Source organism: Shimia sp., from assembly GCF_965227725.1.
GTDB lineage: Bacteria > Pseudomonadota > Alphaproteobacteria > Rhodobacterales > Rhodobacteraceae > Shimia.
On record NZ_CBDDGH010000004.1, the window covers coordinates 410214 to 424503 of the forward strand.

The 14290-nt window shown below is 57.2% G+C and carries 14 protein-coding genes; 3 read left to right on the forward strand and 11 right to left on the reverse strand.

The genetic code is table 11. The features are described from left to right. The first annotated feature begins 92 nt into the window (after positions 1–92). On the forward strand, positions 93–1064 hold the full coding sequence (locus ACO07T_RS09805; RefSeq protein ID WP_422049241.1) for a P1 family peptidase: 972 nt from the start codon (positions 93–95) through the stop codon (positions 1062–1064). Here ACO07T_RS09805 and ACO07T_RS09810 read toward each other — a convergent pair. Beyond that, positions 1061–1840, reverse strand: a complete 780-nt coding sequence (locus tag ACO07T_RS09810) for an alpha/beta hydrolase (protein ID WP_422049242.1) — start codon at positions 1838–1840, stop codon at positions 1061–1063. The genes ACO07T_RS09805 and ACO07T_RS09810 overlap by 4 nt on opposite strands. 186 nt (positions 1841–2026) lie before the next feature. On the opposite strand from ACO07T_RS09810, the gene ACO07T_RS09815 reads away from it, so the two are divergent. Beyond that, a complete protein-coding gene (locus ACO07T_RS09815; protein WP_422049243.1) occupies positions 2027–4213 on the forward strand; it encodes an esterase-like activity of phytase family protein in 2187 nt (728 codons plus the stop codon). Between the two features lie 38 nt (positions 4214–4251). On the opposite strand, the gene ACO07T_RS09820 is transcribed toward ACO07T_RS09815, so the two are convergent. The 8 genes from ACO07T_RS09820 to ACO07T_RS09855 form a co-directional block, all read right to left on the reverse strand. Further along, a complete protein-coding gene (locus tag ACO07T_RS09820) occupies positions 4252–5469 on the reverse strand; it encodes an MFS transporter (protein WP_422049244.1) in 1218 nt (405 codons plus the stop codon). 141 nt (positions 5470–5610) lie between these two features. After that, positions 5611–6084: an Hsp20 family protein gene (locus ACO07T_RS09825; protein WP_422049245.1), complete on the reverse strand. Its 474-nt coding sequence runs from the start codon at positions 6082–6084 to the stop codon at positions 5611–5613. Between the two features lie 120 nt (positions 6085–6204). Beyond that, positions 6205–7032 carry a trypsin-like serine peptidase gene (locus ACO07T_RS09830; protein WP_422049246.1) on the reverse strand — a complete coding sequence of 276 codons (828 nt, stop codon included), beginning with the start codon at positions 7030–7032 and terminating at the stop codon, positions 6205–6207. A gap of 28 nt (positions 7033–7060) precedes the next feature. Beyond that, complete coding sequence (locus tag ACO07T_RS09835) at positions 7061–7855, reverse strand: trypsin-like serine peptidase (RefSeq protein ID WP_422049247.1); 795 nt, start codon at positions 7853–7855, stop codon at positions 7061–7063. A 97-nt stretch (positions 7856–7952) separates the two neighbouring features. After that, positions 7953–9275: a glycolate oxidase subunit GlcF gene (gene glcF, locus ACO07T_RS09840; protein ID WP_422049248.1), complete on the reverse strand. Its 1323-nt coding sequence runs from the start codon at positions 9273–9275 to the stop codon at positions 7953–7955. 4 nt (positions 9276–9279) lie between these two features. Further along, a complete protein-coding gene (locus ACO07T_RS09845) occupies positions 9280–9657 on the reverse strand; it encodes a CPCC family cysteine-rich protein (RefSeq protein WP_422049249.1) in 378 nt (125 codons plus the stop codon). Further along, entirely contained in the window at positions 9654–10790 is a 1137-nt protein-coding gene (locus tag ACO07T_RS09850; RefSeq protein WP_422049347.1) for an FAD-binding protein, read from the reverse strand. Before ACO07T_RS09850 ends, ACO07T_RS09845 begins: the two co-directional genes overlap by 4 nt. A gap of 83 nt (positions 10791–10873) precedes the next feature. Next, positions 10874–12313: an FAD-linked oxidase C-terminal domain-containing protein gene (locus ACO07T_RS09855; protein WP_422049250.1), complete on the reverse strand. Its 1440-nt coding sequence runs from the start codon at positions 12311–12313 to the stop codon at positions 10874–10876. Between the two features lie 84 nt (positions 12314–12397). Here ACO07T_RS09855 and ACO07T_RS09860 point away from each other — a divergent pair, with 84 nt between their 5' ends. Next, positions 12398–13096, forward strand: coding sequence for a DUF599 domain-containing protein (locus ACO07T_RS09860; protein WP_422049251.1), 699 nt, complete (start codon positions 12398–12400; stop codon positions 13094–13096). 118 nt (positions 13097–13214) lie between these two features. Here the strand turns inward: ACO07T_RS09860 and rlmH are convergent, their stop codons facing one another. Beyond that, a complete protein-coding gene (gene rlmH, locus ACO07T_RS09865) occupies positions 13215–13691 on the reverse strand; it encodes a 23S rRNA (pseudouridine(1915)-N(3))-methyltransferase RlmH (protein WP_422049252.1) in 477 nt (158 codons plus the stop codon). A 53-nt stretch (positions 13692–13744) separates the two neighbouring features. Then, complete coding sequence (gene rsfS, locus ACO07T_RS09870) at positions 13745–14128, reverse strand: ribosome silencing factor (RefSeq protein ID WP_209060231.1); 384 nt, start codon at positions 14126–14128, stop codon at positions 13745–13747. Positions 14129–14290 lie beyond the last annotated feature (162 nt).

Sequence of the window (14290 nt, forward strand, 5' to 3'; positions counted from 1 at the left end):
CCTCACGCAACAAAAATCCAACTGTCTGCGCGCCCGGAACTCTTGCGCCCAAATTCGAGGCGCCTACTGTGAACGCAAAGAGGAGAGCGCAGATGCAAACAGGAGCCAGAAATTTGATCACTGATGTGGCTGGGCTTCGTGTCGGCAATGCGCAGGATGCAGTGATTAAGACCGGCACCACCGTATTGGTTGGCGATACGCCCTTCACCTGCGGTGTCAGCGTGATGGGCGGCGCACCGGGCACGCGCGAAACCGATCTTCTCGCGCCTGACAAAACCGTTCAGAAGATTGATGCGCTGACTCTTTCGGGAGGTTCTGCCTTTGGTTTGGATGCCTCATCCGGCGTAGCGGATGCTCTGAGGTCCGCAGGGCGTGGCTTTACCGTTGGTGATCAGAACATCCCCATTGTACCCGGTGCCATTCTCTTTGACCTGTTCAACGGTGGGGACAAAAACTGGACCGAAAATCCCTATAAACACCTCGGTGCAGAGGCGCTCGCCGCTGCGTCCGAAAACTTCGCGATGGGCTCTTGTGGCGCAGGGACCGGAGCCACACTGGCCAAACACAAGGGCGGTCTGGGTTCTGCATCGATGGTCTTGCCGTCCGGCCACACCGTTGGCGCGCTGGTGGCTGTGAACGCGCTTGGCGATGCATCTCCAGACGGTCAACACTTCTGGGCCGCCCCTTGGGAGGTCAGCAACGAATTTGGCAATTTGGGTCTCATACCTTCTGTGCCAACAGGTTTACCAAACACCAAGCTCTCCAGCCACAACACCACCATCGCCATAGTCGCGACCGACGCAGACCTCACCCAAGCACAATGCACGCGCATGGCCACCGCTGCGCACGATGGAATGGCCCGCGCCTTGGTGCCTTCGCATACCCCAATGGACGGGGATCTGATTTTTGGCGTCAGCACAAATGCGAAGCCGCTCGAAGCAGAAGTTGCCGACACCCTTTGGCTCGGCCATGCCGCAGCCACTTGCCTAGCCCGCGCAATTGCGCGAGGCGTCTGGCATGCGCGTCCGGCCGAGGGTGATACGGTGCCCTGCTTTAGACCCTAGCGAAACACCATCCGCGCAAAATCACTCTGAGGGTCCGCCAAAACGTCGATGACGTCAAAATGGTGCCTGCCACCCGCCACAAAGAGATCACAGCTCCACGCTTCCGACAGCCAGCGTGCCTGATCTAGGAACACGGGCCGTTCATCCGCACCGACCCATACAGTCACATCGATACCTTCTCGCGGTGTTCCAAACACGGGGCTTTCCGTACCGCATTCCGCAGCGTCCAGCTTCAAATCCGCATTCATTGTGGTCTTCATCAGCGGACGCAGGTCAGACACCGGTGAAATCGGCACCACACGCGTGATCCGACTTGCTACGGCCTCTGAAAGCACACCTTCACAGGTCATCCGTGCCACCAGATGCCCGCCGGCCGAATGTCCCGCCAAAATGATCGACCCCTCAACCATTTCAGCCGCTCTACTCACGGCCTGTGCAACTTGCGCTGTGATTTCTGCAATCCGCACATTCGGGGCCAAGTCATAGGATGGGAGCGCAACGGCCCAGCCATGCGCCACGGCGGCGCGCGCAAAATGGCTCCAGAAAGATTTGTCGAACCTCAGCCAATAGCCGCCGTGCACAAAGACAAACAACCCTTTGGGTGAGCCCTCAGGCCGGATCAGATCAAAGCACTCCCGCGCGCCTTCCCCATAAGCGACGTCAGTTTCTGCCGCCATCGCCACTCGGTAAGCGGCAGCCTCCTCAGACCAACGTGGCGGATAGGCATCTGCCCCCTCGATATAAGCCGCATTGGCGTAAGCATCATCCCAGTCCATATCGCTCTCCCTCCCCCTAAATCATTCACAAGTTCGCCACCACTCTGCGTGATCTCGCACACCTCCACAAACTGGTTTTTAGACGAGAGGTTCAAATCAGGCTTTCGCATATCTGTCACAGATCTGTTGCCACCGCGTCATATAGAGGTGCGACCTGCAAGCCGTTAACCAACACGGAGACTCCAAATGTTGCTGCGCAGCCTTTGTTTGACGTCGGCCTTGGCACTGACTGCAGGTCACGCCGCCGCAGAAATGAACTTCAATCGCATCGCCTCTTTCCCAGTGGTCAAAAATATGGCCGAGGGAGAAGACACCAAGCGTGAGACTTCCCCGGAAATTATCGCCGCCACTGCGGACGGCATGACGCTTGTATACACCGACAGCCCGCTGGGCGTTCTTGGCCGTATCGACATCACTGATCCGGCCGCACCCAAACCGCTCGGCAATGTGGCTCTGGAGGGCGAGCCAACATCCGTTGGCGTGCTTGGCGAGCTCGCCATTGTTGGCGCCAACACTTCCGAGAGCTACACGCAACCATCCGGCGTGCTTCAGGCCATCAACATCGCAGACGGCTCAGTTAAAGCCTCTTGTGATTTGGGTGGGCAACCCGACAGCGTAGCCATCGCACCGGATCAAAGCTTTGTCTCCGTAGCCATTGAAAACGAGCGTGACGAAGACCTAGGTGACGGCCGCACAGGCCAAATGCCAGCCGGAATGCTGGCCATGGTCGAACTGAAAGACGGCACACTGGCGTGCGACACGCTGCGTATGGTCGACATGACCGGCCTCGCTGAGGTCTCTCCAGAAGATCCAGAGCCAGAGTATGTCTCCATAAACACGCTTGGCGAAACTGTGGTGACCCTGCAAGAAAACAATCACATGGTGGTTGTCTCCAAAGACGGCGAAGTCATCTCCCATTTTTCCGCTGGAGCTGTTGATCTTGAAGGCATTGACGCGACCGATGAGCGTGGCGCGTTGATCTTCACCGAAAGCCAAGAGGGCCGCCTGCGCGAGCCTGACGCTGTGGCGTGGATTGACGACAACCACTTCGCGACAGCCAACGAAGGGGACATGGACGGCGGCTCTCGCGGCTGGACGATTTTCCACAAGGACGGCACCGTTGTCTATGAAAGCGGCACCGAATTTGAACGTGCCATCATCCAGATCGGCCACTACCCAGACAAACGCTCTGACAGCAAAGGCGTTGAGCCTGAGAGTGTGACCTTCGCAAACTTCAACGGCACGCCATATGTGTTTGTTGGTGCCGAACGCGCCTCTGTTGTCGGTGTCTATGACGTCACGAATCCAGCTGAACCCGTGCTCAAACAGCTGCTGCCCTCCGGCGTTGGCCCGGAAGGCTATGTGGCGATCCCGGAGCGCAACCTGTTGATCTCAGCCAACGAAAAAGACCTTATCGAAGATGGTGGCGCACGTGCGCATGTGATGCTGTTTGAATATCAGGATGCGCCAGCAACCTATCCACATCTAACCTCTGAAGGTGCGGACGAGTTGATCGGTTGGGGTGCGCTCTCAGGCATGGTCGCAGACAAAGACGGCATCGTCTGGGCGGTGAATGACAGCTTCTACGGCTTTCAGCCCTCCATCTTCAAAATCGACACAAACCAGACACCGGCACGCATCATTGATGTGATCCGCGTACACCGTCAGAACGGCAGCCCAGCGCAAAAGATCGATATGGAAGGCATCACGCTTGATGGCAAAGGCGGCTTCTACGTGGCTTCCGAAGGCCGCACCGATCGCGTGATCCCTCATGCGATCTATCATGTGTCCGCCGAGGGTAAGATCAAAGACCGCAAAGGCGAGATTGGCCTTCCTGCAGAACTAATGGCGGTGGAAAAGCGTTTTGGCTTTGAAGGCATCACCAAAGTTGGCGACACGCTCTGGATGGCCGTGCAGCGGGAGTGGAAAGATGATCCGAAAAACCACGTAAAACTGGTGGCCTATAATCTGGAAACCAAAGAGTGGGGCGCAGTGCACTACCCCAAAGCCGAACCCGCGACTGGTTGGGTTGGGCTTTCCGAAATCGTGGCACATGGCGATTGGGTCTACATCGTGGAGCGTGACAACCAGCACGACCACCGCGCCGTGACCAAGAAAATCTACCGCATCCCAGCCTCTGAAATGGTGCCCGCACCATTGGGCGACGAGCTGCCGGTTGTCTCAAAAGTTCTGGTGCGTGACCTGTTGCCGGACCTGACCTCCACCGGCGGCTACGTTCTGGATAAGGTCGAGGGTCTGGCCATTTTGGAAGACGGTACGGCCTTTGTCTCCACCGACAACGACGGTGTGGACGATCATTCTGGTGAAACCATGTTCCTCAACATCGGCAACATCGAACCGGCTGCCAACTGATCTGATCCTCCCCGTCAGACAGGCAGAGCCCCGTTGCTCTAAAGCGGCGGGGCTTTCTTTTTCAAACTGACGAGCGTCAGGTATCCCGCCACGCTCAGCGCCGACAGGCTTCCACACCAAACCAGAGCATTTTGAAATCCCATAAGATCCGCCAAAACACCCACTCCTCCAGCACCCAGTGCAGCACCACCTGCGGCAATCACCGCCCATAGGCTCATCACGCGCCCGCGCATGTCATCTTCAAGATCGAGCTGTATGGCAGTCTGTGTGGAAATCGCGGTCAAGGTCGTGACAAAAGACATACCCGCCGCCACTGCCAAGGCCATTTCCCAAGTCGGCGCTAGTCCAAGGAGAGCCACCAGGAACAGCCCTAGAAGGATTGCCAATCTGGTCAGAAGCGGTAGGCGACCTGGCGCTTGCGGTGGCAGCGCTGCTTTGGAAAACCCGCCTAGAATAGCACCAAGCCCGGTGACACTCATCAGGGCGCCCAGCCCGTCCGCACCGCGCGCGAACACCCCATCGGCCAAAGGCGGCAAAACCTCCAACGCTCCGCGTGCCACCAGGGCCAGCATACCAGCCACAAACATCGCTTCGCGCACTGTCTTAACCTGCCAGACATAACTCAGCCCTGCGCCAAGTGCTTTAAAGAAGGGCTCTTGCGCACCGCCGCTTTTCCGCCTTGGTCTTAGGCTCAGACGGGACAAGACAACCAGATAAGGTACAAACAAAAGCCATTGCAGCAACAGCGTATGCGCCACGCCTATCTGCGCAATCATCACCCCGCCAACGGCCGGTCCTACCATCCGTGCAATGTTGAAGTTAATCGCGACAATCGTGACCACTGAACTCACATACTCTCGCCGCACCAATCGCGGAGTCATTGCCATCCGAACCGGATGGCTCGCCGCGATCAACACGCCAATCAAAAATGCAAACAGAGCCAACAGAAGCGGCGTGATCCACCCCAAAGCCACAATCGCCCAAAGCGCCGCGCATAGGAATAGATTGCCCCCCTGCACCATCAGCATTGCGCGCTTTACGTTGACGCGATCCACCCAAACGCCCACCAGCGGTGACAAGACAATCGCAGGAGCGAACAGCAAGAGTGCGACAAATCCGACAAAACTCGGCGAGCCCGTCATGTCCCAGGCCAGCCAGCTCATAACGATCCGCTGCATCCAGATTGCAAGCAACCCAAAGGCCGCGCCAAACACATAGGCGCGGAAATTTCCGGATTTCAGAGCGCCTAAGTTCACGCAGCCACCAAGTCTTTTGAGAACCCGGCGACAGTGGACGCTTCACATGCGAACTGCAACCAAACATGCAAAAACGCGCGCCTCAATTTGAGACGCGCGCCTGACAACAAGGGAAGAAAGTGTTTGTCAGTTTTTGAGCGGTCAGTTGACGGCTTTGGCGTCAACCACATCCTGTTCCACGGCTTTGCGGCCACCGGTGGAAATCTCGATGCGACGCGGCTTTAGGGCCTCTGGGATTTCACGCTGCAGCTCGATGTGCAGCATTCCATCTTCATGGCTCGCGCCGGTTACCCGAACGTGGTCTGCCAGATGGAAACGACGTTCAAACGCGCGGGTCGCGATGCCGCGATGCAGATAGGTTTTCTCTTTGCTCTCTTCGCCTTTTTTTGCGGTCACGATGAGAGCGTTCTGTTTGACCTCAATGCTCAGGTCGTCAGCCGAAAAACCAGCGACTGCCAGCGAAATGCGATAAGCGTCATCGGCGGTTTTTTCGATGTTGTACGGGGGGTAGCTCGGCTGGGCGACGTCGTTAGACAGAACACGGTCCATCATGTTTGCCAATTGGTCAAAACCAACGGTCGACCGGTACAGCGGAGCCAGATCAAAAGTGCGCATGGGTTATCCTCCATTGAGCGACAACAATATGTAAGTGCCTTCCATTCGGACAGGCGGTGTAAAACGAGACCCGATCATCGGCGCCTCGTTACATCTCATTTGGGGAGGCTTTTCAGCGTTTCAACCCCCACCCGCGCGGACAAATTTAGCACCTGTCCCGGTGCGATTTCCGATCTGAATGCGCTTTGCGCCGTTGCTGACTTTGGCGACCGGCGCATCACCCACGCGCATTCGGCGTTTGAGCTCCGCAACCGCCGTTGGCAGCTCCATCCCGAAAGACATTTTCTCACCGTCGGCAGTATCATCGCCCGCGGAAACCAAAGAAAGGATCCGCACCCGATTGCCATAGCGCACAAAAACGGGCGCGCCCGACGATCCGAATGTCACGTTGCAATCAAAAGTGAGCAGCCCCCAAGCACGCTCCAAAATGGCGCAATCACGCTGCCAGGAAATAAACTCGCTCCGCCCACGACCATAACTCAAGATCGAAACCTTTTCACCTTCCTGCGGATCGACGTGAATGGCGAATGGATTGGCCTCTGAGGTGGAGATCGGCGCAGACAGACGCAGCAAAGCGATATCATGGCGTATCATTTTGGTGCTGATTTTGCCTCCAGGGACATCTTCATACCTCGCATCAACAACCACACGGCTCACACGGCGTTCCGCAAGCGCGTCCCCGTCCACATAACCCGCACGAAACGTCATCTGATCTGCCGCGAGTGGTCGCCCCTCATCGTCAAAAACACAATGCGCAGCGGTCAGCACTTGATCCGATGCAATCAATGCGCCCGAACAATAACCGCCGTTCTGGATGTCGAGCCGTCCGATCGCCTCCCAGCCCAACAAATCCCCGCGCGTCCGCAATGGCTGCAATCGCTCTTCCGCAAATACGGGCATCGCCGACAGCAAGCTCGCCATCAAGCACATCAGATAGGTTAAACGCATAAAAAACTCGCTTCTTGGGGGCAATCATCTACGGACGCACAAATTTCGCGCCCGTGCCATTTCTATCTTGCAAGGGTGTGAGGCTGCGCACCGGCGGTGACTCATCCACCCGCGCTGCAAACAACTCATCCAAGCTATGATCCAGCGCTGCCCCCAGCGCCACTTTGGTGCCACGCACCTCCGCTTTCGCGGCCACAACGGATGCGATACGCACCGCGCCGTCTTCAAAGACAAAAACCGGCGCACCGCTGCTGCCAAAATCGATGTTGCACGACAGCACGTACACACCCTTCTGACGCCCCATCACCCGACACATTTCCTGAAATGACGGTGCCTCAGCACGCCCAACCGCATAAGACACCACACCGATCCGGGATCCTTTACGAAGGGAATCTGCCGTTTCAAACGGAGTGATCTTGGTATTTCGGATCGGATGATGCAGTTCCAGAAGTGCGAGATCATTTTGCACGTCCTCGATCTCGGTCTGACCGCGGTAACGGTATTTGGGATGCACCACGGCACGCTTCACCTTGCGATACGCCTCGGCACGCCCATTGCGCCAACCTGCGCGAAATTCGATCTGCCCCACGTCGTGACGGCGGCCTGTCTCTTTTGAGTAAAGGCAATGTGCGGCGGTCAGCACCAAACCCGGCGCGATCAATGCCCCGGTGCAAAACCCGCGTCCGTCTATCTCCAGTCGGCCAACCGCCCCCCAGTCACGACTGTCCTCGCCGGTGTCAAGACGCTGCAAGCCCGTGTCTTGCGCCACGGCAAAGCTCGCAACACAAACAGCAAACAAACAAGCAATAAACCGCGCGATCATACCGTCTCCACAAACTCCCCCTGAGCCATATCGATGACCTAAGGCGGAAATAGGGCATACGCATGACATGCCCTGCTTGCGGAGCATTATGGCGATATCAGCGCAGGATGGGAATCTCCGGTGCACGCTTACCCGGCTCGGTGAGCGCGCGCGGCTGCGGACCACCGGTTGCCCAGTCCAAAAGCTCTACCGTATGCACAATCGGCACCTCGGTCGCAGATCCAATTTGCATCATGCAGCCAATGTTTCCTGCCGCGATGATATCGGGATTTTTGGCCTCTAGCGTCCGCACTTTGCGCTCTTTCAACTTTCCGGAGATCTCAGGCTGCATCAGGTTGTAGGTACCTGCAGAGCCACAACACAAGTGACTATCCACCGGCTCAACAACCGTGTAGCCCGCCTTTTTGAGCAGGTCTTTGGGGAAGGTTTTGATCTGCTGGCCATGCTGCAGCGAACATGCAGCATGATAGGCCACTACGGTTTCCTTATCATCGCACTGCGGCAGATCGAGTTTCATCAATACCTCAGACACATCCATCGCAATCTCACTCACGCGAGCAGCATCTGCCGCCAACGCGTCATTGCGGAACATATGGCCATAGTCCTTTACCGTTGTGCCACATCCAGACGTGTTGATCACAATCGCGTCCAGCCCCTCGTCATCCATCTCCGCACACCAGGCTTTGATGTTCTTGGCCGCAGTCGCATGGCTTTCTTTGGTTTTGCCCATGTGGTGGGTCAGAGCACCGCAACAGCCCGCCCCCTCGGCCACCACAACTTCGCAGCCCAGCCGTGTCAAAAGACGAATTGTTGCATCATTGATGTCGGTGTTCAGCGCCTTCTGCGCACATCCCGTCATAAGGGCCACCCGCATCTTTTTGTCAGCCATCGGAGCAAAGCTCTGTGGATCGTCATTCCGGCTCACGGGCGGAATTGATTTGGGCGCCATATCCAGCATCGCACGCAAGCGCGCATCCGGCATCAGAAACCGGAAAGGGCGGCCCAATTTGGCCCCGAGCAGCGCCAGCCGGAACCGCATCGGGTAAGGCAGAATTTGCGCAAGAATCCAGCGTAAGGCCCGATCACTGAAGGGGCGCTTGTAGTTGTTTTCGATATACTCACGGGCATGATCCACCAGGTGCATATAATGCACGCCACTGGGACAGGTGGTCATACATGCCAGGCAGCTCAGACAACGGTCTACATGTTTGACCGTCTTTTCATCCGGCACACGCTCGTTTTCCAGCATGTCTTTGATCTGGTAAATCCGTCCGCGCGGGCTGTCGAGTTCATCGCCAAGCACCTGATAAGTCGGGCAAGTCGCAGTGCAGAAACCGCAATGCACGCAGGCGCGCAGAATTTCGTTGGCGCGTTGTGTGCCGGGATCTTTGAGTTGATTTTCGGTGAATGTCGTCTGCATTTGCCTATTCCGGTTGTTCTGGCTCACGCCGCGTGTTGGAGGGGGCGATTGCCCCAATGTCGGTGAAGGTGTCGCGCTCCGCGGGAGGGAGCTCTTCCGGGCGCGGAGGGCGGACATGCGGCAGCATATTGGGCTCACATGCCCCGATCTTGCGATAGTTTTTGCGGGCCTCTTCAAGGCTCAGAGGGTTGGCGCCACCGCCGTCAAATTCCGGGGTCTGCCCGGGATCATCTTCCCAGAAGCAGACCTTGCAAATATCATAGCTGTCCCGTTCGCAGATGGTCAGGCAACCGCAGCAATGGCACGGAAGATGGGGCGCGGGGCGTGCTGCCCGACGCGCTCTCCATCGCCGAACCTGCCTGCGCTTGCCTTTTGTGCTCATCCCATCAGCCCTGGGTTCAAGATACCACGGGGATCAAATTTTTGACGAAGCCCCGCGCTCAAGTTGGCCAATACGGCAGACTCGGGTTGAAACACGGGCACCCGTGCGCGCGTCGCCTCGGACGCGCGGATCAATGTGGCGTGACCTTGACCAACGGCTGCGCGCACATCCGAACCTTCGGACACTTGCACCCAAATCAAACCGCCGCCCCAATCGTAAAGCACCTGCGCCTCCGGTTGACTCTGCTTAATGGCTGCAACGACACCCGGCCCGTCAGTGGGTTTCACAGAGAGGCGCCACACATCATCGTCTCCGCCCTGAAACAGCGCCACATCGCGCACCCAGAACCAACCCGCAGAAACTTTTTCCGCATCGCGCTCAACAACAACTTCTGCGCCAAAATCTGCAAGCAGCGCCGTCAGTTTCTCGGCACGGTAAGCCACAGAGGCTTCCAGCCCTTCGATGCGGATCATCGTAACAGGTGTGCCGTCTACACCCACGGGGGCATGTGCCGCACCGCTGACGTCGTAAGGAGACCCCAAAGCAGCGCTCATTGCCTTTACCGCTTGCTGATCATCCAAACCATGCAACAGCACGCAGCCGACCGCTTCAGACACCGCTTGGACCTTTAGGCTGACTTCGCTGAGCACACCCAAAGTGCCCCAGCTGCCCCCCATCAGTTTCACCAAGTCATAGCCGGTGACATTTTTCATCACGCGACCGCCATTCTTCAAGACGCGTCCTGCCCCATCCACAAAACGCACCCCCAACAAGCTGTCGCGACAGGCACCTGCCTGAATACGCCGTGGGCCGCTCACGTTAGCGGCGACTGCGCCACCTATTGTGGGAACACCATCAGTGCCCAACAGGCCGCGATGGTCCATCGGCTCAAAGGCCAAGCGTTGCCCTTCCGCCGCCAAGGTCGCTTCGATCTCGGCCATTGGCGTTCCAGCTCCGGCAACAATCGTCAGTGCGCCCGGCTCATAAAGTGTCACGCCGGAAAGCGCGGAGGTCGACAACACTGTCGCGTCGCTTGGCGCACCGATCGCGCGTGTGCCCCCACCCTGTATGCGCAACGCCGTTTGCGCGCCCGCCACCATCTCTGCCAATTCGGCTTCATTTGCAGGTGTCATCATAGTCTTACTGGTCCAAAATATCCTGGGGTGAAGCCAAAACTGGCTGTGGCAGAGGGGCAAAGCTCCTGATTTGCCTGAGATTATTCAGCCGCCATTCGACGCGGCTCGCTCGCAGCCAAGGGAAAGACCTTCGCGGGGTTCAAAAGCCACTTAGGGTCGAACACATCTTTCACCGCCATCTGGATATCCAGATCTTCCGGCGCATATTGATCCACCATCAGATCACGCTTCTCGATACCCACGCCATGCTCACCTGTGAGACATCCCCCAACTTCAACACACAGTCGCAAAATGTCAGCCCCGAAGGCTTCACATTTCTCTAGGTCGCCCGGCTTGTTGGCATCAAATAGAATGAGCGGATGCATGTTCCCGTCCCCGGCGTGGAACACATTGCCCACATCAAGTCCGTAGTCTTTGCTCAGCTCCCCAATTCTGCGGAGCACATAAGGAAGTTGGCTCACGGGAATGGTGCCATCCAAGCACATGTAGTCGTTGATCTGCCCCATCGCCCCAAAGGCCGACTTACGCCCCAGCCAAATCCGCGCGCTCTCTTCCGCGCTTGTACTTTCGCGCAGTTCCACTGGATTGTGTGTCCGGGCGATCGCCAGAATACGTTCAAGCTGGGCTTCGATTTCCTGATCGGAGCCTTCTACCTCGACAATCAGCAGCGCCTCACAGTCTGGATAACCTGCTCCGGCAAATGCCTCTGTAGCGCGGATACAGGGGCGATCCATAAACTCAATGGCCACCGGCAGAATGCCCGACTTGATAATGTCGCTCACGCATTGGCCTGCGACTTCATTGCTATCAAATCCCATGAGGACAGGTCTTGCACCCTCCGGTTTGTGCAAAATACGCAATGTGGCTTCGGTTACGACACCAAGCTGGCCCTCACTGCCGCAAATCACACCCAGAAGATCCAAGCCGCCAGCATCCAAATGGGCACCGCCAATCTCGACAACCTCGCCCTCCATGGTCACCATGGTGACGCCCATCAAATTGTTCGTTGTGACGCCGTACTTCAGGCAATGGGCACCGCCGGAGTTCATCGCAATGTTTCCCGCAATGGCGCAGGCCAGCTGGCTGGAGGGATCCGGTGCATAAAAGAAGCCGTCTTCTTCCACCGCGCCGGAAACGCTCAGGTTGGTGCGACCAGTTTGCACTCGGATGAAGCGATTTTCATAATCTGTTTCAAGAACTTCGGTCATTCGGGCCACGCCCAGAATGATCGAGTCTGCGGTTGGCATTGACCCACCCGCAAGAGAAGTGCCTGCTCCGCGTGGCACCACTGGCACCTCTTCTTCGTGGCAGATCTTCAGAACCGCCACCACTTCTTCCGTGGAGGCAGGAAGAACCGCGGCAAGCGGCGGGCACCGATAGGCGGTGAGCGCGTCGCACTCATAGGCCCGCGTTTCAGCCTCATCAGAGATGACAGCATCTGCCGGAAGCACTTCCTGAAGCCGGGCAACAATGCGCGCCTTCTTCGCAAGAACCTCTGGGTTAGGGGTTGGCATGTCCATGGCTGACCTCCGCAATAATTGGTAAATTAATATAACCAATATTGCAGACTGGCAAGAGCTAAGCGATGGCGCTACTGTACAGGCATGACTTTCACACAGCTCGCCAACCAGTTTTCATCCCTTGATTTCATTGCTGTTGCAGCGAGCCTTTTGACTTGGTTCGCCACCACGCATCTCATTGAAAATCCGCCCAAAAACAGACCATCTGTGTCACGGCTGATGGCGTTTTACCGAAGGGAATGGATGATCCATTATGTCGAACGAAACGCCCGCATTTTTGATGCGCAGATCATGGGAAACCTGCGCCAGAGCACGGCGTTCTTTGCCTCTTCGTCAATGATCGCCATTGGCGGCTTGGTGGCTTTGATCGGGAATACTGACCAAATTGCCGGCCTCACACAGGATCTGGCGCAGAAAGCTGATTCCACCTCTGTCCTGGAAATCAAACTGATGTTGGTCCTGCTCTTCGTTGGCAACGCATTCCTGAAATTTGTCTGGTCTCACAGGCTCTTCGGCTATTGCTCTGTGCTGATGGGCGCGGTGCCAAATGACAAAGACCATCCCGCAGCGATGTCTCGGGCCCACAAGGCTGCGGATGTGAACATCACAGCAGCGCGCAGCTTCAACCGGGGGATTCGAGCCATCTATTTTGGATTGGCTTCCGCGGCCTGGCTTTTGGGCCCCATCATGTTGCTTGTTGGCATTTCCGTGACGGTGATCGTGCTGGGACGGCGTGAATTTGCCTCTCAGTCCCGCGCCGCCCTGCTGCGTGATCCCCGCTAAATAACCCGCCAAAACACCGTCGGTATAACGTCGGTATCGCGGCTGTATCACGACGTTATAGCGGGTGTGCATTGTCGGTCTTTTTAAAGCGGAACAAACCGCACAAAACCGTGCCCCATCAGACCCGATGATAAGGTGCGCCGGCCAAAATGCTTGCAGCGCGGTAAAGCTGTTCACTCAACATCACGCGCGCCAACATATGTGGCCAAACCATTTTACCAAAACTGAGCTTAGCATCTGCGCGCGCGCGCAGCGCGGGATCAATGCCATCCGCACCGCCAATCACAAAGGCCAGATCACTCCGCCCATTATCGCGCCAGCCACCGAGCATATTCGCAAAATCCGGGCTGCTCATCAGCTTGCCACGCTCATCCAGCGCGCAGATCACAGCCCCTTTGGGGATGACACCTTCAAGAAGCCCCGCTTCGGTCGACATCCCGCCGCCTTTGCGGTCTTCAACTTCATGCACCGTAGCCGGACCAAGCCCAAGGACGCGTCCGGTGCGGTCAAACCGTGTCAGATAATCATCAAGAAGGTCGCGCTCAGGGCCAGACCGCAGCCGACCCACGGCGCAGATGTGCACTTTGAGTGCCATGTCGTTGCCTTGTGCTGTGGCGACGCAGCGCTAAGCGCACACGCCGCGCAGACTTATGCGGAGCCGCCAGGCACCCACATTTTTTCCAGCTGATAGAATTCGCGCACTTCCGGACGGAAGATATGCACGATCACATCGCCGGTATCCACAAGCACCCAGTCACCGGAATCCTTGCCTTCAACTTTGGCGCTGCGGCCAAACTCATGCTTGAGCCGTTCGACAAGTTTCTCAGCGAGGGCCACAACCTGACGCGAGGAGCGCCCGGAGCAGATCACCATGTAATCGCCAATCGACGTCTTGCCGCGCAGATCGATCTGCACAACGTCTTCGGCTTTGTCTTCGCTAAGAGAGGTGAGAATGCGGGCAAGCAGATCCTCGCTTGTCGCATCCGAGGCGCCCGATGTCAGAACGGGTCCGGTATCAGCAGCATTTGCCACGTCAGTGTTCAAAGACAGAAGTCTGCCCTCCTTGCAACGCACCGCAAAGCCCCGGTGCCGGGCGTAAATTCAAGATAGCACCGGTTGGACTCATTCTCAACGAAAGGCAAGCAGGATTTGGCGCGCATGGACCAATTGGCGCAGAAACGCTGCGGTTTCGGG

Bases quoted from the DNA above. Each gene is read 5' to 3' on its own strand.
- ACO07T_RS09860 (WP_422049251.1), top strand. From the start codon at position 12,398: ATGACTTTCACACAGCTCGCCAACCAGTTTTCATCCCTTGATTTCATT.
- ACO07T_RS09855 (WP_422049250.1), bottom strand. From the start codon at position 12,313: ATGGACATGCCAACCCCTAACCCAGAGGTTCTTGCGAAGAAGGCGCGC.
- rlmH (WP_422049252.1), bottom strand. From the start codon at position 13,691: ATGGCACTCAAAGTGCACATCTGCGCCGTGGGTCGGCTGCGGTCTGGC.
- glcF (WP_422049248.1), bottom strand. From the start codon at position 9,275: ATGCAGACGACATTCACCGAAAATCAACTCAAAGATCCCGGCACACAA.
- ACO07T_RS09830 (WP_422049246.1), bottom strand. From the start codon at position 7,032: ATGCGTTTAACCTATCTGATGTGCTTGATGGCGAGCTTGCTGTCGGCG.
- ACO07T_RS09850 (WP_422049347.1), bottom strand. From the start codon at position 10,790: ATGACACCTGCAAATGAAGCCGAATTGGCAGAGATGGTGGCGGGCGCG.
- ACO07T_RS09815 (WP_422049243.1), top strand. From the start codon at position 2,027: ATGTTGCTGCGCAGCCTTTGTTTGACGTCGGCCTTGGCACTGACTGCA.
- ACO07T_RS09835 (WP_422049247.1), bottom strand. From the start codon at position 7,855: ATGATCGCGCGGTTTATTGCTTGTTTGTTTGCTGTTTGTGTTGCGAGC.
- ACO07T_RS09810 (WP_422049242.1), bottom strand. From the start codon at position 1,840: ATGGACTGGGATGATGCTTACGCCAATGCGGCTTATATCGAGGGGGCA.
- ACO07T_RS09825 (WP_422049245.1), bottom strand. From the start codon at position 6,084: ATGCGCACTTTTGATCTGGCTCCGCTGTACCGGTCGACCGTTGGTTTT.
- ACO07T_RS09805 (WP_422049241.1), top strand. From the start codon at position 93: ATGCAAACAGGAGCCAGAAATTTGATCACTGATGTGGCTGGGCTTCGT.
- ACO07T_RS09845 (WP_422049249.1), bottom strand. From the start codon at position 9,657: ATGAGCACAAAAGGCAAGCGCAGGCAGGTTCGGCGATGGAGAGCGCGT.